The sequence below is a fragment of the Nocardioides sp. NPDC051685 genome, assembly GCF_044453405.1.
Classification (GTDB): domain Bacteria; phylum Actinomycetota; class Actinomycetes; order Propionibacteriales; family Nocardioidaceae; genus Nocardioides.
Genome location: NZ_JBITCR010000012.1, coordinates 73,341 through 94,539, shown reverse-complemented (window position 1 = coordinate 94,539; position 21,199 = coordinate 73,341). Strand labels below are relative to the sequence as shown.

General features: G+C 69.2%; 22 protein-coding genes. 6 read left to right on the top strand and 16 right to left on the bottom strand.

Features of this window, described 5'->3' with window-relative positions; genetic code table 11:
* Positions 1-150: 150 nt before the first annotated feature.
* From ACIA03_RS25670 to ACIA03_RS25660, 3 genes are all read right to left on the bottom strand, one after another.
* Entirely contained in the window at positions 151-1,257 is a 1,107-nt protein-coding gene (locus tag ACIA03_RS25670; RefSeq protein WP_396987849.1) for a GuaB3 family IMP dehydrogenase-related protein, read from the bottom strand.
* Between the two features lie 84 nt (positions 1,258-1,341).
* On the bottom strand, positions 1,342-2,160 hold the full coding sequence (locus ACIA03_RS25665; RefSeq protein WP_396987847.1) for a class I SAM-dependent methyltransferase: 819 nt from the start codon (positions 2,158-2,160) through the stop codon (positions 1,342-1,344).
* Between the two features lie 133 nt (positions 2,161-2,293).
* Positions 2,294-2,755, bottom strand: a complete 462-nt coding sequence (locus ACIA03_RS25660; RefSeq protein ID WP_396987845.1) for a DUF3224 domain-containing protein — start codon at positions 2,753-2,755, stop codon at positions 2,294-2,296.
* A 63-nt stretch (positions 2,756-2,818) separates the two neighbouring features.
* Between ACIA03_RS25660 and ACIA03_RS25655 the strand changes: the two genes are divergently transcribed.
* Entirely contained in the window at positions 2,819-3,616 is a 798-nt protein-coding gene (locus tag ACIA03_RS25655; RefSeq protein ID WP_396987843.1) for a DUF6597 domain-containing transcriptional factor, read from the top strand.
* Here ACIA03_RS25655 and ACIA03_RS25650 read toward each other — a convergent pair.
* Together ACIA03_RS25650 and ACIA03_RS25645 are read right to left on the bottom strand one after the other, a co-directional pair.
* Positions 3,594-4,091, bottom strand: coding sequence for a GNAT family N-acetyltransferase (locus ACIA03_RS25650; RefSeq protein WP_396987841.1), 498 nt, complete (start codon positions 4,089-4,091; stop codon positions 3,594-3,596). The genes ACIA03_RS25655 and ACIA03_RS25650 overlap by 23 nt on opposite strands.
* Positions 4,081-4,521 (bottom strand): rhodanese-like domain-containing protein, encoded by a 441-nt coding sequence (locus tag ACIA03_RS25645; protein WP_396987839.1) that lies wholly within the window; start codon positions 4,519-4,521, stop codon positions 4,081-4,083. The genes ACIA03_RS25650 and ACIA03_RS25645 overlap by 11 nt, the downstream gene beginning before the upstream one ends.
* A 92-nt stretch (positions 4,522-4,613) precedes the next feature.
* On the opposite strand from ACIA03_RS25645, the gene ACIA03_RS25640 reads away from it, so the two are divergent.
* Complete coding sequence (locus ACIA03_RS25640; RefSeq protein WP_396987837.1) at positions 4,614-5,075, top strand: Lrp/AsnC family transcriptional regulator; 462 nt, start codon at positions 4,614-4,616, stop codon at positions 5,073-5,075.
* Here the strand turns inward: ACIA03_RS25640 and ACIA03_RS25635 are convergent.
* Positions 5,030-5,908 carry a helix-turn-helix transcriptional regulator gene (locus ACIA03_RS25635; protein ID WP_396987836.1) on the bottom strand — a complete coding sequence of 293 codons (879 nt, stop codon included), beginning with the start codon at positions 5,906-5,908 and terminating at the stop codon, positions 5,030-5,032. The genes ACIA03_RS25640 and ACIA03_RS25635 overlap by 46 nt on opposite strands.
* A 118-nt stretch (positions 5,909-6,026) precedes the next feature.
* Here ACIA03_RS25635 and ACIA03_RS25630 point away from each other — a divergent pair, with 118 nt between their 5' ends.
* Positions 6,027-7,424, top strand: a complete 1,398-nt coding sequence (locus ACIA03_RS25630; protein ID WP_396987834.1) for an MFS transporter — start codon at positions 6,027-6,029, stop codon at positions 7,422-7,424.
* An 8-nt stretch (positions 7,425-7,432) separates the two neighbouring features.
* Here ACIA03_RS25630 and ACIA03_RS25625 read toward each other — a convergent pair whose 3' ends face one another.
* The 6 genes from ACIA03_RS25625 to ACIA03_RS25600 all read right to left on the bottom strand — a co-directional run bounded on the left by ACIA03_RS25625 (position 7,433) and on the right by ACIA03_RS25600 (position 13,988).
* Positions 7,433-8,230, bottom strand: coding sequence for a DUF1684 domain-containing protein (locus ACIA03_RS25625; protein ID WP_396987832.1), 798 nt, complete (start codon positions 8,228-8,230; stop codon positions 7,433-7,435).
* 113 nt (positions 8,231-8,343) lie between these two features.
* A complete protein-coding gene (gene guaB, locus ACIA03_RS25620) occupies positions 8,344-9,843 on the bottom strand; it encodes an IMP dehydrogenase (protein WP_396987830.1) in 1,500 nt (499 codons plus the stop codon).
* Positions 9,844-9,890: 47 nt separating this feature from the next.
* Positions 9,891-10,802: a GNAT family N-acetyltransferase gene (locus tag ACIA03_RS25615; RefSeq protein ID WP_396987828.1), complete on the bottom strand. Its 912-nt coding sequence runs from the start codon at positions 10,800-10,802 to the stop codon at positions 9,891-9,893.
* 54 nt (positions 10,803-10,856) lie between these two features.
* A complete protein-coding gene (locus ACIA03_RS25610) occupies positions 10,857-11,642 on the bottom strand; it encodes a DUF1684 domain-containing protein (protein WP_396987826.1) in 786 nt (261 codons plus the stop codon).
* 72 nt (positions 11,643-11,714) lie between these two features.
* Positions 11,715-12,335 (bottom strand): hypothetical protein, encoded by a 621-nt coding sequence (locus tag ACIA03_RS25605; RefSeq protein ID WP_396987824.1) that lies wholly within the window; start codon positions 12,333-12,335, stop codon positions 11,715-11,717.
* Between the two features lie 186 nt (positions 12,336-12,521).
* Positions 12,522-13,988: an LVIVD repeat-containing protein gene (locus tag ACIA03_RS25600; protein WP_396987822.1), complete on the bottom strand. Its 1,467-nt coding sequence runs from the start codon at positions 13,986-13,988 to the stop codon at positions 12,522-12,524.
* A gap of 180 nt (positions 13,989-14,168) precedes the next feature.
* Here ACIA03_RS25600 and ACIA03_RS25595 point away from each other — a divergent pair, with 180 nt between their 5' ends.
* Together ACIA03_RS25595 and ACIA03_RS25590 are read left to right on the top strand one after the other, a co-directional pair.
* Positions 14,169-14,828 (top strand): DUF305 domain-containing protein, encoded by a 660-nt coding sequence (locus ACIA03_RS25595; RefSeq protein WP_396987820.1) that lies wholly within the window; start codon positions 14,169-14,171, stop codon positions 14,826-14,828.
* A 19-nt stretch (positions 14,829-14,847) separates the two neighbouring features.
* Positions 14,848-15,597, top strand: coding sequence for a GH25 family lysozyme (locus ACIA03_RS25590; protein ID WP_396987818.1), 750 nt, complete (start codon positions 14,848-14,850; stop codon positions 15,595-15,597).
* An 82-nt stretch (positions 15,598-15,679) separates the two neighbouring features.
* Here ACIA03_RS25590 and groL read toward each other — a convergent pair whose 3' ends face one another.
* The 3 genes from groL to ACIA03_RS25575 form a co-directional block, all read right to left on the bottom strand.
* Entirely contained in the window at positions 15,680-17,299 is a 1,620-nt protein-coding gene (gene groL / locus ACIA03_RS25585; RefSeq protein WP_396987816.1) for a chaperonin GroEL, read from the bottom strand.
* Positions 17,300-17,388: 89 nt separating this feature from the next.
* Positions 17,389-17,682, bottom strand: coding sequence for a co-chaperone GroES (gene groES, locus ACIA03_RS25580; protein WP_396987814.1), 294 nt, complete (start codon positions 17,680-17,682; stop codon positions 17,389-17,391).
* Positions 17,683-17,871: 189 nt separating this feature from the next.
* Complete coding sequence (locus tag ACIA03_RS25575) at positions 17,872-18,468, bottom strand: hypothetical protein (RefSeq protein ID WP_396987812.1); 597 nt, start codon at positions 18,466-18,468, stop codon at positions 17,872-17,874.
* Between the two features lie 129 nt (positions 18,469-18,597).
* Between ACIA03_RS25575 and ACIA03_RS25570 the strand changes: the two genes are divergently transcribed.
* Positions 18,598-19,761, top strand: coding sequence for a methyltransferase domain-containing protein (locus tag ACIA03_RS25570; protein WP_396987810.1), 1,164 nt, complete (start codon positions 18,598-18,600; stop codon positions 19,759-19,761).
* Positions 19,762-19,764: 3 nt separating this feature from the next.
* On the opposite strand, the gene tsaD is transcribed toward ACIA03_RS25570, so the two are convergent.
* Positions 19,765-20,826 (bottom strand): tRNA (adenosine(37)-N6)-threonylcarbamoyltransferase complex transferase subunit TsaD, encoded by a 1,062-nt coding sequence (tsaD, locus tag ACIA03_RS25565; protein ID WP_396987808.1) that lies wholly within the window; start codon positions 20,824-20,826, stop codon positions 19,765-19,767.
* Positions 20,827-21,199 lie beyond the last annotated feature (373 nt).

Here is a 21,199-nt window from a genome sequence, read left to right as displayed (position 1 = left end):
GTGCTCGTCCGTGCGGGCGGGTGTCCCCTCCCGGGGGGGCCCCCCCCCCCCCGGTTGTCGCCGCCCCCCCCGGGGGGGGGGGCCCCCCAACCCCCGCGCCCCCCCCCCCACAACTGCGGACTCGGCCCGCCAGAGGTGCGGGTTCGATCGTCAGCCGACGACGACCTCGATCCGCTGGAACTCCTTGAGGTCGGTGTAGCCGGTGGTGGCCATGGCGCGCTTGAGAGCGCCGACGAGGTTCATGGTGCCGTCGGCGACGTGGGAGGGGCCGTAGAGGACCTCCTCGAACGTGCCGACCGGCTTGAACGCGACGCGCTCGCCGCGGGGAAGGTCGGCGTGGTGGGCCTCGTTGCCCCAGTGGAAGCCCTTGCCGGGGGCATCCGTCGCCCGCGCGAACGGGCTACCCACCATGACCGCGTCGGCACCGCAGGCGATCGCCTTGGCGATGTCGCCGGAGCGGCCGACGGCGCCGTCGGCGATGACGTGCACGTAGCGGCCGCCCGACTCATCGAGGTAGTCGCGGCGCGCGGCGGCGACGTCGGCCACCGCGGACGCCATCGGCACCGCGACGCCCAGCACCGTCCGCGTCGTGTGGGCGGCACCACCGCCGAAGCCGACCAGGACGCCGGCCGCGCCGGTGCGCATCAGGTGCAGCGCGGCCTGGTAGGTCGCGCACCCGCCCACGATCACCGGCACGTCGAGCTCGTAGATGAACTCCTTGAGGTTGAGCGGCTCGGCCTGCGAGGAGACGTGCTCGGCCGAGACCGTGGTGCCGCGGATGACGAAGAGGTCGACGCCGGCGTCGACGACGGCCTTGGCGAACTCTTTCGTACGCTGCGGGGACAGCGCCCCCGCCACGGTGACGCCGGAGGCACGGACCTCGCGCAACCGCTCGGTGATCAGCTCGGCCTTGATCGGCGCCTCGTAGATCTCCTGCAGCCGCCGGGTCGCGTCGACACCGCTCAGCTCGGCCAGCTCGTCGAGCAGCGGCTGCGGGTCGTCGTAGCGGGTCCACACGCCCTCGAGGTTGAGCACCCCGAGGCCGCCGAGCTTGCCCATCGCGATCGCGGTCGACGGCGACATCACCGAGTCCATCGGTGCGGCGAGCACCGGGATGTCGAAGCGGTAGGCGTCGATCTGCCAGTCGGTGCTGACCTCGGTGGTGTCACGGGTGCGCCGCGACGGCACGATCGCCACGTCGTCGAAGGCGTACGCCCGTCGTGCTCGCTTGGCCCGGCCGATCTCGATCTCAGTCACAGGACGGATTGTTCCACGGGACCGGATCGAGATCGGAAAGCACGCACCGACCTGGACCGATGACGTCCTAGCCGGGCATCACACCTAGCTTCGCACCGCGGTCAGGAGCAGGTACTCCCACTCCATCGTCCCGGCGTCGAGATAACGGTCGCCGAGGCCGGCGAGCGCCATGTCGAGCTCGGCGGTCCGCGAGGCGTCCTCGGCGATCCCGCGATAGGCGACGATCGTCGGCCCGTAGCAGGCCTTGAAGAAGTCGCGGAACTCCGCGCCGGTCGCGAACGAGTCGATGGCGACCGTCCGCTTCTCGGCCCGGACATCCCCCACCGAGTCACCCAGCAGGTCGCGTACGTGGCTCTCGTCGCCCCACCGCGGAGGCGGCTGGGCACCCTCGGGCGGCGGTGCCATGAACGGCTTCATCGCCGCGAACATCTGGCCGATGAACCCCTCGGGCGTCCAGCTGATCAGACCGATCCGGCCACCCGGGCGCACGACCCGGACCAGCTCGGCGGCGGACTTCTCGTGGAACGGCGCGAACATGATGCCGACACAGGACATCACGACGTCGAACGCGGCGTCATCGAACGGCAGCGCCTCGGCGTCGGCGACGCGCCAGGTGATCGAGTCGGCGCCCGCAGCTTCCGCCCGGGCCTGCCCTATCTCGAGGAGCTCCGGAGTCAGGTCGCTCGCGGTCACGTCCGCCCCGGCGAGAGCGGCGGGGACCGCGGCGTTCCCGGTGCCCGCGGCGATGTCGAGCACGCGGTCGCCCGGTCCGATCTCGCAGGCCTCGACGATGACCCGGCCGAGCTCGGGGATGAGCTCGTCGGCGACCCGGGCGTAGTTCCCCAGGCCCCACATCGCACGATGGCGGGCCTTCAGGTCGGACGGGGCTGGTGTTGCGGTCATGTCTTCCTCCAAGACGTTGACCCGAGATGGGATCTGGAGACTCCAGCCTCACCCGACACCGCCGCGGGCGGACAGCACCGGTTCCGAACTCATCGAAGTTCAGGATCTGTACGTGCTGCCCACCCCCGGCACATCAGTTCCAGTCGTAGGAGAGGACGAAGCCGTACGCCTCGCCGCCGCCCTCCTCGGAGAGCACCATGTCGGCCTCGCCGACGAGGCCTTCGAGGCCGCCGGTGCCGAGACCGGGGATGACGGTGAGGTGGGAGCGGACGGTCTTGTCGGCGTACGTCCCGCTGATCCGCCACACGCAGGAGCCCTCCTGGCCGGCGATGGAGCCGGTGAACTGCTCGTACGCCTCGAAGACCGCGCCGCCGGCGGGGTTGCCGTAGGCGCCGATCATCCTCGCCGTGCCCTTGCCCTCGATCTCGCCGGCGTAGGTGTAGTCGGTCTCGGAGGTGGTCAGGCCGCGCGTGGGGATGTAGACGTCGTCGCCCATCCGGGTGCCTTCGCCGTCGATGTCGACGTAGGCCGCCTCGAGCCAGCGCGCGACGGTCATGGTGGTGCTTGCCTTGTTGCTGTAGCTCTGTTCGGTCATGGGTCCAGCCTGCTCGGGAGCGGGCGGCGCAGGATTGAAGGAACGCGCCATATCGTTGGTGGCATGGCGGGGCAGATGGAGGGCAGGGGCTATCCCGACGCGATCGTGCGGCCGGTGACGGCGGCCCGGACGATCACCACCGAGCGGTTCGCACCCTCACCCGAGGTCGCCGGCCACGTGGACTACCACTGGTACGTCGGCTGGGACCTCGAGCACCCGCACGATCAGCAGGTCATCCCCCAGCCGCGGATCCACGTCGCCGCCGAGGAGGGCCGGCTGCTGGTCCACGGCATCGGCCGGCGCCCGTTCGTCCGGCATCTCACCGGCCGCGGGCACACGCTCGGCGTCTCGTTCCTGCCCGGTCTCTTCCGGACCGTGCTCGGTCGTCGGGTCAGCGCGATCGCCGACCAGGTCGTCCCGGCGCAGGAGCTCCTCGGCGTCGACGACCGGCCGGCGGCGGCGCAGATCCTGTCGTCGGCCGATCCGAAGGAGATGGCCGCCGCGATGGAGACCTACCTCCTGGAGGTCGGTCTCCCCACGGACCCGGTCGCCGAGGACGTACGCCGCTGGGTGGCCCTCGCCGAGGAGGACCGCTCGATCACCCGGGCCGAGCAGCTCGCCGATCACGCCGGCCTGAGCCTGCGGTCGCTGCAGCGCCTATTCAGCGAGTACGTCGGGATCGGCCCGAAATGGGTCGTGCAGCGGTTCCGCGTGCTCGAGGTCGCCGCCCGCGCCCATTCCGGCGACGTCGACTGGGCCGCCGTCGCCGCGGAGCTCGACTTCAGCGATCAGGCCCATCTGGTGCGTACGTTCCGGGAGGTCGTGGGCGCTCCCCCGGCTACGTACGCGAAGGATCTGTGAGCGGTAGCGTGAATCGCGCCTTGGCGGCCTCGCGGGCGCCCGCGCGACGGTAGAAGCGGATTGCTCCGTCGTTCCACTCCGGCGTCTGCCACTGCAGCTCGTCAGCGCCGGCCGCACGCGCCTCGGCCTCCACCGCACCCATCAGCAGGCGGCCGGCCCCTCGACCCCGGGTGGTCTCCCGCAAGTAGAGGCAGTCGAGATGGGCGTACTCGGCCGCCTGCCAGGTCGAGGCCTCCAGGCTCCAGCTCGCGTAGCCGACCAACGCGTCGTCCTTGACCGCAACGAGCACCCGCACTCGCGGCCGAGGGACGAACAACCACGCCGCCAAGGCGGTCTGCAGGTCCGGCCGCGGATCACCGGCTCGCTCGTAGCGGGCATGCTCCCGGATCAGCTCGACCAGCTGGGGCAGGTCGGCGGCCTCCACTGGCCGGATCGAGACGGCTCGGGTCAGGCGGATCCTGGGGTCAGCAAGCACAGGAGATCGCGTCCAACGGCGCGGTCAGCGGGTCCTTGGCACGCAGGACAGGGCCGCGGTCGTCCTCGACGGGATAGCCTTCGCGGGCCCAGTACTCGAAGCCGCCGATCATCTCCTTGACCTGGTAGCCCAGCTTGGCGAACTCCAGGGCGGCCCGGGTCGCGCCGTTGCAGCCCGGCCCCCAGCAGTACGTCACCACCGGCATGTCCAGCGGGATCTCCGCGGCGGCTCGGCCGGCGATCTCGGCGGTCGGCATGTGGAGGGCTCCCACGATGCGGCCCTGCGCCCAGGCGGCCTCTCCGCGTGAGTCGATCAGCACGAAGCGGGCGCGTTCGGCCTGGTCGGCGTAGACATCTGAGGCGTCGGTCTCGAAGGCGAGCTTGCTCGCGAAGTGCGAGACGGCCTCGGCGGAGGCGGCGGGAGAGTTCATGCCCGAATCGTATGGACGCCAGAGCGCGATCTGAAGGCCCGTTCCCCGGCATCTGCGCTGGATCACCTTCGATTTCATGGCATTCTTTCCCCGTGCCCGCGAATCTCCCATTCGAGCCCGACAAGGTCGACACGGCCATCCTGAAATCGCTGCAGGCCAACGGGCGGCAGAGCATCGCCGACCTGGCGCGGCACATCAACATGAGCCACAGCGCAGCCGCAGAGCGGGTGCGCCGGCTCGAGGAGTCCGGCGTCATCTCCGGCTACGGCGCCCAGGTCGACCCGGAACGACTCGGCTTCACGATCCTGGCCTACCTGCGCCTGCGCTATCCCAGCAGCAACTACGACCCGCTTCACAAGCTGCTCGCCGACCTGCCCGAGGTCATCGAGGCACACCATGTCACCGGCGACGACTGCTTCATCATGAAGGTCGTTGCCACCGACATGAGGCACCTCGAGCAGATCAGCGGCAGGATCGGCGCGCTGGGCAGCGTCACCACCAGCGTGGTCTACTCCTCCCCGCTGCCGCCACGACCACTGCTGCCACCCGGCTGATCGGCCGACGGCATCGCGGCCAACGTGGCCAGCGCGGCCGCTGAGGACGAGCCGGGCTCGGCCCGGTAGAGCACGATGCGCTGGCTGGTCTCGGGCAGCACCATCGCTTCGTACGCCAGGTCCATCCGCCCCACCAGCGGATGCCGCAGCCGCTTGATGCCGTAGCCGCAGTCCATCACCGGATGCTCGGCCCACAGCTCGGCGAACAGGTCGCTGCGCTGGACGAGCTCGCCGACCAGGCAGCTGAGGATGTGGTCCTCGGGGTGCAGGCCCGAGGAGTAGCGCAGGAAGCCCACCATCTGCAGCCCGGTGCCCTCGGGGTCGACGAAGAGCTCCTGCCCATCCGGCTCGAGGAAGAACCGGCGGATGAGGTTGGGGCGGTGTGGACGGCCCGCATAAGGCGCATCGAAGTCCAGCCCGTGGCCGTAGAGGCGGTGACCGAGATCGTTCCAGGCGAGCACGTAGTTGGCGTGGTCGACGATGAGCGCCGGACCGGGGTAGTCCATCACCATCGCCACCGCGGCCGGGCGCGGCTCCACGTCGCGGCCGCCCGAGACCGTCCCGATGGGGCGCGCCAGGCGACGCAGGTGGTCGTGCTCCTCGTCGCTCAGCCGCAATGCCCGGGCCAGCGAGTCGATCACGGCGTCGGAGGCGTTGTGGTGGTCGGCCCGCTCCAGCCGGGTGTAGTAGGTCGGCGAGACGCCGGCCAGCATCGCCAGCTCCTCGCGGCGGAGGCCGGGCACGCGGCGGGCGCCGTAGGACACCAGGCCGGCCTCCTCGGGACTGATCGCCGCCCGGCGGCTGCGCAGGAACTCTCCGAGCTCGGTCGTCATGGTTCCCATAGTGCCGCCGCGCGGCGATTTCTTCCTGTCCCTGTCAGTGCCAGGCACGCGGGTGGCTGTCAGGACAGGTGTCTGGCTGGCGTACGTCATCCGGCGGAGCGTTGGGGCCATGACCATGACTACCCAGGCAGAGCCCGTACGCGAGGCCGCCATGACTCGCGGACAGCTGCTGGTGCTCCTGCTGCTGCTCGCCTCCCAGTTCACGCTCACCGTCGACTTCTCGATCCTCAACGTGGCCCTGCCTACCGTCGGGGACAGCCTCGGGTTCGCCGAGGCACGCGTGCAATGGATCGCGACCGCGTTCGCGCTGTGCGCGGCCGGGTTCACGCTGCTCTTCGGCAGGATCGGTGACTACGTCGGCCGTCGGCGGGTCTTCCTGATCGGCATGATCGCGTTGGGCGCCGCCTCGCTGCTCGGCGGCGTCGCCACCTCGCCCGAGATGCTGCTCACCGCCCGGGTCGCCCAGGGCCTGGCCACGGCCGCGGTCACCCCGGCCGCGCTCTCGCTGCTCACCGTCTCCTTCCCGGAGGGCCCGCTGCGGCAGCGTGCCCTGGGGCTCAACAGCGTCGTGATGTCGACCGGGTTCACCGCCGGGGCGGTGCTCGGTGGCGTGCTCACCGATCTGCTCTCGTGGCGCTGGGCGTTCCTGGTCAACGTACCCATCGCGCTGCTGGTGGTCGCCGTCGCGCCGTTCGTGCTGCGGGACTCCGCCGACCGGGAGCGGTCGCGGCTCGATCTGCCGGGAGCCGTGCTGGTGACCGGCGGGCTGCTGGCGCTGGTCTACGGCGCGACCCGTCTCGGTGAGGCCGGCATCGCCGACGTGTGGGGGCTGGCCGCTATCGGCGTCGCGGTGGTGCTGCTGGTCTCGTTCTGGCGCGCCGAGTCCCGTCACCCGCACCCGCTGGTGCCGCTGCAGATCCTCACCCGGCGGACGATCGGATTCGGCAACATCGCCGGCTTCGCGACCTTCGCCTTCGAGTCCTCGCTGGTCTTCGTGCTGACGATGTATCTCCAGCACGTCCTCGGCCTCGACGCCCTGCAGACCGGGCTGATGCTCGTCGCGATGGGTCTGGGCGCGATCATCGGCGGGTCTGTCGGCCCACGGCTGATCGAGGCCTTCGGCGTCCGCAACACCGTGGCCGGCGGTCTCGTCCTCCAGGCGGTCACCACCGGCGTACTCGTCCTGCTCGGGCCCTCCGTCGGCTGGCTCTGGTTCCTCGGGCTGATGAACTTCGTCGGCGCGATCGGGCACGTCGCCGCGATCGTCGGGTTCATGGTCGCGGCGACCTCCGGGCTGCCCGACCACGAGCAGGGGCTGGCCACCGGACTGGCGATGATGACCCAGCAGGTCGCGATCGCGCTCGGCATCCCGATCATGTCGACCGTGGCCACCGCCGCGGGCGGGATCGCCTCGCTCGGTGCGCTGCACGTGGCGATCGCCGTCAACGCGGTCCTGGTCATGGTCGCCGCGCTGCTGGTGGCCGCCGGGTTGCCCCGCCGTGCCTGAGCGAGCGGTCAGGCGGGGATCTTCTCCCCCGCCTCGACCGCGACCGCGAGGTGGTTGCCGGGTGGCGGGAGCGGACAGGTTGCATGGGCCGTGTAAGCGCACGGAAGGTTGGTGGCGCGGTTGAAGTCGACCATGACATTCCCCGCCGAGTCGGGTGTGCCGATGGACAGCGAGCGGTTGGCGGCGTACGTCGTCCTGCCGGAGGTCTGGTCCCGGAACAGCACGTGCAGGGAGCCGGGGGCGGAGCCCGGGAAGGCGATCAGCCTGTGCACGGCACCGCCGGCCTCGAACTCGATCTCACCCGCGGCCTCGTAGACGTGCTCCAAGCCGTCGACGACCGAGCCCACCGTGGTCGGCACCGCGCGGTCGTAGGCGAGGAAGCGTCCGGGTATGGCCCATGCCGGGTCCGGTGCGTACGCGGGCGTCCCGCGGTAGCCGGTCAGGAGGGGATTGCTCGGGTGGCGCGGGCGGATCATGTCGCTGTCGCCACGCCTGGCGATCTCGACGACGGCGTCGCCGAACACGGCGGTGACCCCGTCACCGTCGTCGATGTCACCGAACGCGTGCCTGCCGGTGATCTCGACGCCGTCCACGACCAGCGACTCCCCTGGTCCCAGCGAGACCACGATGCCCTCGGGGCCGCTCGACCAGGCGCCAGGCACGTCGTCGTACGTCTCCGGCTCCTCGGCGAGCCAGCGGATCGAGGTGATCGCGAGGAAGCCGTGGGGCGAGGCGCGCCTCTTCTCGTGCTCCTCGTGCCACACCGCCCACTCCTGGGCGAAGGTCTCGGCGTCGATGACAGTCATGGGGCCTCCCGGAAGGTTCAGAATGACGACATCGGATTGAACTCCGACCGGCTCTGATCCGTGCCCGAAGAGACCACTTCGTGATGAAGTCGTCGCGCGAGACGGCAACCGCCTCAGACGTGGTAGTTCGGCGCCTCGGCGGTGACCTGGACGTCGTGGGGGTGCGACTCCTTGAGCGAGGCGGAGGTGATCCGCATGAAGCGACCCTTCTCCTGCAGCTCGGGGATGGTGCGCGCGCCGACGTAGAACATGGTCTGGTGAAGACCACCGGTGAGCTGGTGGGCGACCGTCGCCAGAGCGCCCTTGTAGGCGACCTGGCCCTCGACACCCTCCGGCACGATCATGTCGTCGTCGGTGACCTCGGCCTGGAAGTAGCGGTCCTTGGAGAAGGACTTCTTGCCGCGCGACGACATCGCGCCCATGGACCCCATGCCGCGGTAGGCCTTGAACTGCTTGCCGTTGATCAGGACCGTGTCGCCGGGGGTCTCCTCGGTGCCGGCGAGCATCGAGCCGAGCATCACGGTGTCGGCGCCGGCGACGATGGCCTTGCCGATCTCGCCGGAGTAGCGCAGCCCGCCGTCGGCGATCACCGGCACGCCGGCCGGCTTGCAGGCCAGGGAGGCCTCGTAGACCGCGGAGATCTGCGGAACGCCGACGCCGGTGACGACACGGGTGGTGCAGATCGAGCCCGGGCCGACACCGACCTTGACCGCGTCGGCGCCCGCGTCGACGAAGCTCTGCGCACCCTCCTTGGTGGCGACGTTGCCGCCGATGACCTGGACGTGCTTGGTGGCCGGGTCGGTCTTGAGGCGGCGGACCATGTCGATCAGCATGCGTACGTTGCCGTGAGCCGTGTCCGCGACGAGCACGTCGACACCCGCCTCGATGAGCGTGGTGGCCCGCTCCCAGGCGTCACCGAAGTAGCCGATCGCCGCGCCGACGAGCAGCCGGCCCTGGGCGTCCTTGGAGGCGTCGGGGAACTGCTCGGACTTCACGAAGTCCTTGACCGTGATCAGGCCGGTGATGCGACCGTCCGTGTCGACCAGGGGGAGCCGCTCGAGCTTGTGCTGGCGCAGCAGCTTGGTGGCCTCTTCGCGGGAGATCTCGGCGGGGCCGGTGATCAGGTCCTTGGAGGTCATCACCTCGTTGACCTTGGTGGTCGCCCACTCCGCGACCGGGGTGAACCGGAGGTCGCGGTTGGTGATGATGCCGATCAGCTTCTGGTCGACGTCGACCACGGGGAACCCGGAGATCCGGTATTCGCCGGCGAGCTTGTCGAGCTGCTCCAGCGTCGCGTCGGGGCCGATGGTGACCGGGTTGGAGATGATCCCGGTCTGGGTGCGCTTGACCAGGTCGACCTGGTAGGCCTGATCCTCGATGCTCAGGTTGCGGTGGAGCACGCCGATGCCGCCCTGGCGGGCCATCGCGATCGCCATCCGGGACTCGGTCACGGTGTCCATCGCCGCGGAGATCAGCGGCACCCTCAGGTTGATCTCGCGGGTCAGCCGGGAGGTCGTATCGATGTCGGACGGCGCCAGATCCGAGTATCCAGGCAACAGGAGTACGTCGTCGTAGGTGAGGCCGAGCGTCGCGAACTTCTCCGGGATCTCCATGAAGAGATTCTACGGTCCGGCTCCCGTGTGGCCGAAAACGCCAGGAGTCATCTGTCCAACGGTTTGAGGTCCCGCACCGGAACCTTGACGGTGAGCAGGTCTCCCGCCATCCGGATCCGGCCGCGCATCCCGGCGGCGAGGACCATGGGCAGGACGGCCTGGTTGTCGGACTGGGTCGTGAGCAGGATCTCGTCGGCGCCGAGCATGTGCGCGAGCTTGGCGGTGTCGACCAGCAGCCTGGTCCCGATGCCGCGGCGCTGCCAGGCCGGGTCGACGCGCAGGTTGACGATGCGTACGTTCTCGTCGTCCTCCGTCGCGCCCAGGACTTCGCCGATGCCGACCGCGACCCCGTCGATCAGGGCGGTGACGGTCTCACCGGAGACGACGAGGTCGGGGGTGCTTCCGGTGCCCAGGCGGCGTACGGGCGGGGTGGTGCCGATCGCCGCCGACTCGCGGCTGCGGTCGAGGACGTCGTTGACGAGGTCGGCCATGGCGGAACCACGCGCGTGCTCGGTCGCGGTGAAGGGGGCGGTGCGGTGCAGCTGGACGTCGACGTCCGCGACCCGCAGCTCCATGGTGTCGTGGACGACCCCGGGCGGGGCCTCGGCCTCGGCGTCGAAGAGCTGGGCGACCACCTCCGGGAACGACATCGGCCGCTCCAGGACATGTCGTGCGGCCTGGACGTAGCGCGTCGGCTGGTCGGCGAGCGCAGCCTCGTTGGCGGCCTGGATCACCATGTCGCACCCGCCCGCGGAGGCGAGCAGCTCAGCCACCCGCAGGTCGTTCCATCCCGGTGGCGTACGCAGCACGAACTCGTCGGTCACCTCGTCCAGCCCGGGGAAGATCTGCATCCCCAGGATGTTGACCCCGGCCTCACCGCAGCGCTGCGCCAGCGCCGCCAGCGTGCCCGGTCGGTCCGGCAGCGTCGTACGTACTCTCCACAACATCGTCCCCGCCATGGGCCCTAGTCTGCCTGTTTCGCTGTTTCTGGTCCGTTACTCAGGGTTAAACCTTCAGTCCGCCGGCGGACGGGGCGGGGTCTGCTCGCCGGCCTCGACGAGCACGTCGATGTGGTTGCTCGCAGGTGGGAGCGGGCAGGTGGCGTGGATCGTGTAGGCGCAGGGCATGTTGGCGGCGCGGTTGAAGTCGAGGACGGCCCTGCCGCCGACCGGCTGCTCGACGGCGAGCTGACGGCAGGCGGCGTAGGTCGTCACGCCGCTGGTCTCGTCGGTGAACAGCAGCCACAGCTCGTCGTCACCGCCGTCGAAGGCGATCAGCCGCTGCGGACGGCCGCCGACCTCGAACGCGACCTCCCCGACGGCGTCGATGATGCTCGAACGGCCCTCGACCACGGACCCGACCGAGATCGGCCGCGTCTTCTCGTAGGCCGTGAAGACGGCGTTGATCTGCCACGACGGGTCCGGAGCGTACGTCGGTGTGCCGGTGTAGTCGCGCAGGAACGGGCCGTCGGGCTGCCGCGGCCGGAGCACGGGCGTGCCGAACCGGTCGGCGACCTCGACCGTCCCGCCGTCGAACGTGGCGATCTCACCGTAGGGATCCACGTGGCCGAAGACGTGGCGACCGACGAGGGGGACACCGTTGAGCTCGAGCCACTCGCCCTCGCCGAGATCGACGACGGCACCCTCCGGACCGGTCGACCAGAAACCCGGGACTCCGGGGAAGCGCTGCGGCCTCGGCCCCAGCCAGTGCAGGCCGGTGATCGCCAGGAAACCTTCGGGACTTCTCAGCTGGGCCTCCCGCTCATCGCGCCACCGCTGCCAGGCCTGCTCGAAAGTCACGCGCTGCACTCTACAAAGACCTGCGTTGCCAGGTCTTGCAATAGCCGCCGACTTTTACCCTCGGGTTCACCCTCAGTGTGCCTGGCTGCGACCCCGCGCGACCCGGGCCAGGCGGACGGCGACGCGGGCCGCGGTGACCAGGACGAGATACCAGATCGCAGCCACCACCAGCAGCGGGACGATCAGGTGGTTGCGCTCCTCGAGCGCCTGCACGACCCCGAGCAGATCGGTGATCGAGAGCACCGAGACCAGGCTCGTCGCCTGGAGCGTCGTCACCAGGATGTCGCCCAGCGCGGTGACCCGGTCGCCCTCGGGGAGGGCCCTCACCGCGTACGCTCCCATCGCCAGCGCCAGCCCCGCGATCGCCGCCTGGACCGGCGTGACCATCCGCATCGCGTCGATGTGCACCCCAGGGATCCCGAGGGTGATGTCGGGGAAGATCAGCGCGATGTTGCCCCACAGCAGCAGCTGGACGAGCACCGGGACGCTGCCGAAGACCCAGACGTACGCCGCCGCCACCCCGCTCAGCACCGGGTTCTCCGACCTGTGCATCCTGCCCACGACGACACCGATCGCCGAGGCCATCGCGAAGACCAGCGCGGTCATCCGGATCGTGAACCAGACCCCGGCGAGGACGTCCGGATGGAGCAGATGTCCGACGACCTCTCGTGGGAGGAGGTTCTCGTTGGTCACCAGGCTCCAGCTGAGTCTTGCGAGAACTACGGCTAGGAGGGCTGCGATCACCCAATCGACTGGGTTGGTCTCGCCTTCGTCGCTGGCAGCCGTTTCGGTCACGACGGAGAACCATCTCGTCCCACGATGACCAGGGGGTTGCGGACAGCTGGTCATTCACTGAAATCGCCGAGTCGGCTCAGCTTTCTAGTAAGAAGGCTGGGCCTGGACGTTCAGCTCGTCGAACCTGACCTTCTTCGCCGAGGCGACCCGCGGGTCGCGCAGGTCGAAGACGTCGAAGCCGCGCTGGATCTCGTTGGAGTAGATGTAGCCGTTGTAGTAGTAGGTCGACCAGGGACCGGCGATGGTCGAGGTGTTCTCGAAGGGGCCGCGGTCGAACCAGGCGATCTCCTTCGGGTTGGCCGAGTCGGTGAAGTCGTAGACCGACACACCGCCCTGATACCAGGCCTGGACCATGATGTCCTTGCCCTTGACCGGGATCAGCGAGCCGTTGTGGGCGACGCAGTTCTCGGTGTTGGACTGGGTGCGGGGCATCTTGTAGTAGGACTTGAAGACGAGCCGGCCGCCCTCGATGTCGTAGATGCCGTTGGCGCCCTTCTCCATCCCGGTCTCCGGGTTGCAGGTCGGCGCACCGCCGCCGCCGAGCTCGTCGGTGAAGACCACCTTGGTGCCGGTGTTGTTGAAGGTCGCCGAGTGCCAGAACGCGAAGTTCTCGGTGTCGGTGACCCGCTCGGTGACGACCGGGTTCTCGCGGTCGGAGATGTCCATCAGGATGCCGTCACCCATGCAGGCGCCGGCCGCGATGTCCTTGGACGGGTAGGTGGTGATGTCGTGGCACCCGGCGGTGTTCGTGTAGCCACCGTCGGGGAACAGCACCGGCTCGCTGACCACCGCGGCCTGCTCCGGCGCCCGCGTCGGGATCTTCACGATGCTGATCTTGTCGTGCGGGGGCTGGCAGTCGGGGTAGGTCGCGCGGGGACCGTAGGAGGAGACGTACGCATAGACGTCCCTGCCGTTCTTGCTCGGTGCCAGCGAGTGGGTGTGGGAGCCGCACTTGGTCTCGACCGCCGCGACGTACTGCGGGTCCTTCGGGTTGCTGATGTCGAAGACGCGGATGCCTTCCCAGGACTCCTTGATCTCGGCCGACTGCGGCACGTTGTCGCAGGTGTTGTTGCTGCGGCTGGAGTCGACGGAGAGGACCAGCAGGTCGCCGTAGACGGAGATGTCGTTCTGGGATCCGGGGCAGACGTACTGCTTGACCAGGCGCGGCCTGACCGGGTTCCTGATGTCGATGACGTTGAACCCGTTGTAGTTGCCCGCGAACGCGTAGTCACCCTGGAAGGCGAGGTCGCTGTTGAGGGCGTTGGCGGGCTCGAAGGCACCCGACTTGGGGATGTTGGCGACCAGATGCATGTTGGGCGACCCGGCGGACTCGCCGGCGGGCACGACCGGGTTGTTGGCGTCGAGCTGGGCGAGGTCGTTTCCGGCGACGCAGGCGGAGGCGAAGTTGTCGCCGAGCGCGGTGATCGCCCGCTTCTCCTCGGCGGTGCAGCTCGTCTGAGCCTCAGGATCCTGGGTGGCCTCGGTTCCGTGGGTGTGGGACTCGTCCGCGGAGGACGGGGCGGCGACGGCCAGCCCTCCTGCGACAACCATGACCGCCGCGATGGGGGCCAGGTAGTGGGTAGGTCGTCTAAGCCTCATGATCGCAAGCCTTCCGAGTCGGCCGCCGTGGGGTGGCACGGGCATGACCTCTCAACTTTAGTAAAACTCGTACACGGCCGGCATGGAATGTGAATAAATTGTTCCTCCCTGCGGCGTCTCGGAAGGAACCACATGCCCGGTAGGCGAGTCGGTGTCATCACCTCGGGAGTCCTGTTGGCGGCCGTGTCGCTCGGCGGGTGCGGAGGTTCCTCGCACGACGCGCACGGTGAGCACTCGCCCAGCCCGCAGGCGGCCACCCAGTCGGCGCCGGTGGTGCAGGGCGGAGCGCCCGGTGAGGCCGCGAGGACGGTCTCGTCCTCGGCCGCCGCCACCGACCCGTGGACCCAGACCGACGCCGACTTCGTGACGATGATGATCCCGCACCACGCCCAGGCCCTGGAGATGACCCGGCTGGCCAAGGAGCACGGCGTCGACCCCGAGGTCGTGTCCCTGGCCGAGCGGATCGAGGCGGCCCAGGGCCCCGAGATCGTGGCCATGAGCGGCTGGCTCGATGCCCGCGGCCTCCGGGTGCCGCGTGCCTCGGATCCCCCGCACACCATGGCCGGCATGCTGAGCCCCGCTCAGCTGAGCGAGCTCGGCAAGGCCCGCGGCGAGAAGTTCGACCGGCTCTTCCTGACCGGGATGATCCAGCACCACCAGGGCGCCCTGGAGATGGCCGAGCCAATGGCGTCCACGGGCAGCGACGCGCTGGCGATCGAGATGGCGATGGACGTCGAGGCCACCCAGTCGGTCGAGATCGAGATCATGGAGAAGCTGCTCGCCTCGCTCTGAGAACCGGTACGTTTCGGCGGTGCCCCTCGCCCCCGCCCGTCGTCGACGTGTGCTGATCGGCTCCGCCGTCCTCGCCTGCCTCGCCCTGATCCTGACCGCGCTCGTCTACACCGGCGTCGTGATGCCCACCCGGCTGCTCGCGGCGAGCTACGACGTACGCGGCATCGACGTCTCCCACCACAACGCCACCGTCGACTGGCCACGGGTCGCCGAGCAGGACATCGCCTTCGCCTGGATCAAGGCGACCGAGGGCTCGGCGCACGTCGACTCCCGCTTCAGCGCCAACTGGGCCGAGGCGCAGCGGGCCGGGATCGCGACCGGCGCCTACCACTTCATGAGCTTCGAGAGCCCCGGCAGCGACCAGGCGCACAACATGATCGCCACGGTGCCGCGCGTCCCCGGCACGCTCGCCCCGGTCGTCGACCTCGAGCCGTACGGATCGTTCAAGGGGAACCTGCCGCCGGCAGCCGAGGTCCGCGCCATCCTCGACCCCCTGCTGGACGCCCTCGAGGACCACTACGGCATCGCGCCGGTCATCTACACCACCCCGCAGGCCTACCGCGCCTATCTGGTCGACGCCTACCCCGACAACCCGATCTGGTTCCGCTCCGTCGCCTGGCCGCCCCGGATCCCGGACGGGCGCGACTGGACCATCTGGCAGTACTCCAACCGCGACCGGCTCGACGGCGTGGGCAGCGAGGACGAGGCGTACGTGGATGTGAACGTGCTCTCGAACGACGTCTCGCTCGATTCGCTGATCGTTCGCTGAAATCGCCGAGTCGGCGCATCCGCCCCATCCCGCTCGCTTCGCTTCGCGAGACATGGGGCAGATGCGCCGACTCAGCTACTGCTCAGTGGCCGTGACCGTGGCCGTGACCGGCCGCGGGCGCCTCTTCCTCTTCCGGCTTGTCGACGACCAGGGTCTCGGTCGTGAGCAGCATGCCCGCGATCGAGGTGGCGTTGATGAGCGCGGAGCGGGTGACCTTGACCGGGTCGATGACGCCCTGGGCAACCAGGTCGCCGTACTCACCGGTGGCGGCGTTGAAGCCCTGGCCGACGCCGAGCTCCCGGACCTTGGTGGTGATGACGTAGCCGTTGTCGCCACCGTTCTCGGCGATCCAGCGCAGCGGCTCGTCGGCGGCCTTGCGGACGACGCGTACGCCGACCGCCTCGTCGCCCTCGAGGCCGAGGTCCTTCTCCAGGACGGAGACGGCGTGGATCAGCGCGGAGCCACCGCCGGGAACGATGCCCTCCTCGATGGCGGCGCGGGTCGCGGAGACAGCGTCCTCGATGCGGTGCTTCTTCTCCTTGAGCTCCACCTCGGTGTGAGCGCCGACCTTGATCACGCAGACGCCACCGGCGAGCTTGGCGAGGCGCTCCTGGAGCTTCTCGCGGTCCCAGTCGGAGTCGGTGCGCTCGATCTCGGACTTGATCTCGTTGACGCGACCCTCGACCGCGGCAGCGTCGCCGCCACCTTCGACAATCGTGGTGTTGTCCTTCGTGACCGTGATCCGGCGGGCGGTGCCGAGCACCTCGAGGCCGACCTGGTCGAGCTTGAGGCCGACCTCCTCGGCGACGACCTGCGCACCGGTGAGGATCGCGATGTCCTGCAGCATGGCCTTGCGGCGGTCACCGAAGGCGGGAGCCTTGACGGCGGTCGCGTTGAAGGTGCCCTTGATCTTGTTCACGACCAGGGTCGAGAGAGCCTCGCCCTCGACGTCCTCGGCGATGATGAAGAGCGGCTTGCCGGCGGCGATGACCTTCTCCAGCAGCGGCAGGAGCTCCTGGACGGAGCTGATCTTGCCCTGGACGAGCAGGATCAGCGGGTCGTCGATGACGGCCTCCATCCGCTCCTGGTCGGTCACGAAGTACTGAGAGATGTAGCCCTTGTCGAACTGCATACCCTCGGTGAACTCGAGCTCGGTGCCGGTGGTGTTGGACTCCTCGACGGTGATGACACCGTCCTTGCCCACCTTGGCGAAGGCCTCGGCGAGGATCTCGCCGATCTTCGCGTCGCGGGAGGAGATGGTGGCGACCGAGGCCATGTCGGACTCGTCGACGACCTCACGGGCGGCGGCGCGCAGCGCGTCGCCGACGGCGGCCGCGGCGGCGTCCATACCGCGCTTGAGGCTCATCGGGTTCGCGCCGGCGGCAACCGCGCGCAGACCCTCGTGGACCATCGCCTGGGCGAGGACGGTCGCGGTGGTCGTACCGTCACCAGCGATGTCGTTGGTCTTGGTCGCGACCTCCTTGGTGAGCTGAGCACCAAGGTTCTCGAACGGGTCGTCCAGCTCGATCTCACGCGCGACGGTGACACCGTCGTTGGTGATGGTCGGGGCGCCCCACTTCTTGTCGAGGACGACGTAGCGGCCCTTGGGGCCCAGCGTCACCTTGACGGCGTTGGCGAGCGCGTCGACGCCACGCTCGAGGGCGCGGCGGGCGTTCTCGTCGAACTCCAGGATCTTCGGCATGTGCATTTACTCCCTAGTACGCAACGCGCGGCCGTGACCGCAGGACTTCCACCCCGCCGGTCCGGCCGCGCTGTGCGAGACGGATGACGTCAGGCGATGACTGCGAGGATGTCGCGAGCCGACAGGATGAGGTACTCCTCGCCGGCGTATTTGACCTCGGTGCCGCCGTACTTGCTGTAGATGACCTTGTCGCCGACGGCGACGTCGAGCGGGACGCGGTTGCCCTTGTCGTCGATACGACCCGGGCCGATGGCCAGGACCTCGCCCTCCTGGGGCTTCTCCTTGGCGGTGTCCGGGATGACCAGGCCCGAGGCGGTGGTCTGCTCGGCCTCGACTGCCTTGACGACGATCCGGTCCTCGAGCGGCTTGATGTTGACCGACACTGTGTCGACCTCCCCATTTCTTCTATGGAGTCAGATGATTCTGGGTGGGTATTGCTACGTCTGTGCTTGCGATCTGCCACGTACGCCGTCGCGGGGGTCGCACCTGGCTCGCAAGCGTTGGCACACTCAAGGGGAGAGTGCCAATGCAGACGTTAGCACTCGCCCGCAATGAGTGCCAGCAAGCCCGGTCTATCGCTGACCGGGGAGCCTCACCGTCAGGGCGACCGCACCGGCCAGGAGCCCGACGACGATGATGCCGCCGACGACCAGGATGGACCAGCGATCCTCGCTCTCGTCCGTTTCCTCAAAAGTGGTGACCTTGAGCTCCTCGCCGTCGTCCGGCAGCGTGCCCAGAGGCGAGGCATCCTCCGCGACCTGCGACTTCTTGGGATTGGCCGAGCTGCTCGGCTCCGCCGTCTTCGCCTGTGCTTCCGCCGTTCGTTCGGCCTTGGGCTTCGTCTCCTCCGCCGCCTTGTCCGCCGGTTCCGGCTCGCTGGGCGTTGGGATCTGCACGTACGTCACCGAGTAGCTCTCCAGCTGCTTGCCGGTGCTGTGGCTGACGACCACCGTCCGTTCGGGCGCGGAGAGCGTGTGCCTTTCGGCACCGGCGTTTCCGCGTCCGACCACGCAGAACGACGAGATCAGGTAGCCGTCGGGTGCCGTCGCGGTGGCGGACGTGGCACCCACCGACGTGTAGGAGCGGTCGCCGGACGAGCACTGGTTCACCGGGGTCGTGGTGTCAGCCGAGGCGGGCGGGATGAACATCAGCGACAGCAGAGTCGTCACGACCGCCACCACCCAGGGGATCGGCGGGACTCTACGGGGAGATCTGCGCACCCGGCGGATCCTACATAAACACCCCCGGTGGTAATGGAGTTTGCCCGGTCCGGAAACTTGCCTGAGAGGATCGGCTGCATGGACCTCGACGCCTTCGCCTGGTTGCTGACCGACGACGGGCAACGGCTGCTGGCGCGAGCCACCGAGATGGCGGGCGACGGTTCGGCCCTGGCGGTGCAGACCGCCCTGCGTAAGGACGAGACCGCCGAGCACGTGGCCGCGGCGATGACCCAGGTGGACCTGCGCCGGAAGGCGGGAGCCAAGTTCGGCGACCTGGCACCGAAGATGTACTTCACCCCCGACGGGCTCGAGCAGGCCACCCGTCTCGCCGTCGCCCACCACCGGGCGGCACGGCTACGCGCCTTCGATGCGGCGAGCGTCATCGACCTGGGCTGCGGGATCGGCGGGGACTTGATCGCCTCCGCACGCGCCGGGCTCACCGCCGCCGGAGTCGACCACGACCCGGAGCGGGTCGCCGTCGCCCAGGCGAACCTCGACGCCCTCGGGCTGCCCGGCGCCGTCACCGTCGCCGACGCGACCGGTGTCGATCATTCGCCTTTCGATGTCGCGTACGCCGATCCGGCCCGTCGCGGCGCCCAGGGCCGGGTCTTCTCGGCGGAGGGATGGACGCCGCCGTGGTCCTGGGTCGAGACGCTCTTCGCGCGCGACGCGTGCGTGAAGGTCGCCCCCGGGATCCCGCACGACCTCGTACCCGACGACGTCGAGGCCGAATGGGTCAGCGACCGCGGCGAGGTCAAGGAGGCCGCGCTGTGGTCGGGCTCGCTGGCCAGCACGCACCGGCGGGCCACCGTGATCGGCGAGCGCGGTCTGGCGACGCTCACCTCCGAGGACGACCCGGGTGCGGACGTCGGCGCGGTCGCCGAGTTTCTCTACGAGCCCGACGGCGCGGTCATCCGGGCCGGACTGGTCACCGCAGTCGCCGCCGGGGTGCAGGGCCACCTGGTCGACGAGCACATCGCGTACGTCACCTCCTCCGCCTCCTTCGAGACGCCGTTCGCCCGCGGATATCAGGTGCTCGAGGAGCTCCCCTACCGGGAGAAGCAGCTCAAGGCGGCGCTGCGCGAGCGCGGGATCGGGAAGCTGACGATCAAGAAGCGCGGCGTACAGGTGGTGCCCGAGCAGCTCCGCAAGCGACTCTCGCTGTCGGGCTCCGCAGAGGCCACGATCGTGCTCACCAGGGTCGCCGGCGAGGGGACGTGTCTGTTGGTGCAGCCCTTCTGAGGGTCAGACCAGGACGGTCGTGATCGGCTGGGAGGAGTCGGCCGGGAGATCCAGGGCCGAAGGCATACGTCCCCTGGCCACCATCTCCGCCCCCAGAGCCGCCACCATCGCGCCGTTGTCCGTGCACAGGCCCGGGCGCGGGACCCGGACCCGGATGCCGAGCTTGGTGGCACGCTCCTCGGCGAGCACCCGGAGCCGGCTGTTGGCGGCGACCCCGCCGCCGATGATGATGTCCTCGATGCCTTCGGAGGAGGCTGCGTCGAGGGCCTTGCGCACCAGGACGTCGACCACGGCCTCCTGGAAGCTGGCGGCCACATCGGCGACCGGAACGGCTTCGCCGCTACGCTCCTTCGCCTCGATCCAGCGGGCGACCGCGGTCTTGAGGCCGGAGAAGGAGAAGTCGAAGCGGTGTCGCTCCAGGTCACGGCGGGTGGTGAGGCCGCGAGGGAAGTCGATCGCGATCGAACTGCCCGAGGTGGCGGTCCTGTCGATCACCGGGCCGCCCGGGAAGCCGAGGCCGAGCAGCCGGGCGACCTTGTCGAAGGCCTCCCCCGCAGCGTCGTCGATGGTCGCACCCATCGGGTCGACGCCCTCGGTGATGTCGGTGACCTTGAGCAGGCTGGAGTGCCCTCCGGAGACGAGCATGGCGATGCAGGGCTCAGGAAGCGGACCGTGCTGGAGCTGGTCGACCGCGACGTGCGATGCCAGGTGGTTGACCCCGTAGATCGGCTTGTCGAGCCCGAGGGCCAGCGCCTTGGCCGCAGCCACCCCGACCAGCAGGGCGCCCGCGAGGCCGGGACCGGCCGTGACGGCGATCGCGTCGACGTCGCTCAGCTTGATGCCCGACTCCTCGCAGGCCCGCTCGATCGTCGGCACCATCGCCTCGAGGTGCGCCCGGCTCGCGACCTCGGGCACGACCCCACCGAACCGAGCATGCTCCTCGACGCTGCTCGCCACCGCGTCGGCCAGCAGCGTGTGTCCGCGGACGACGCCGATCCCCGTCTCGTCGCACGACGTCTCGATCCCGAGGACCAGGGGCTCATCAACGAGGGCACCAGAAGACATGGGACCCATTCTGCCTCCAGGTCGATCTGGTGCTGGGGAGCAGCCTCAGTTCCACGCTCAACGGCACGCCGGGCTGACACGTGCCGGACCAGGCAGGGGAGGCCACCCCTAGCTCCGGCGGACGAACGAACTTTCATTCACCTCTGACACGTGAACGAATCTTCGTTCACCCCGGACACGCGAACGAACTTTCATTCACCCCAGACACCCGAACGAATCTTCATTCACCCCGGACACGCGAACGAACTTTCATTCACCCCAGACACCCGAACGAATCTTCATTCACCCCAGACACCCGAACGAACTTTCATTCACCCCAGACACCCGAACGAATCTTCATTCACCCCAGACACCCGAACGAACTTTCATTCAC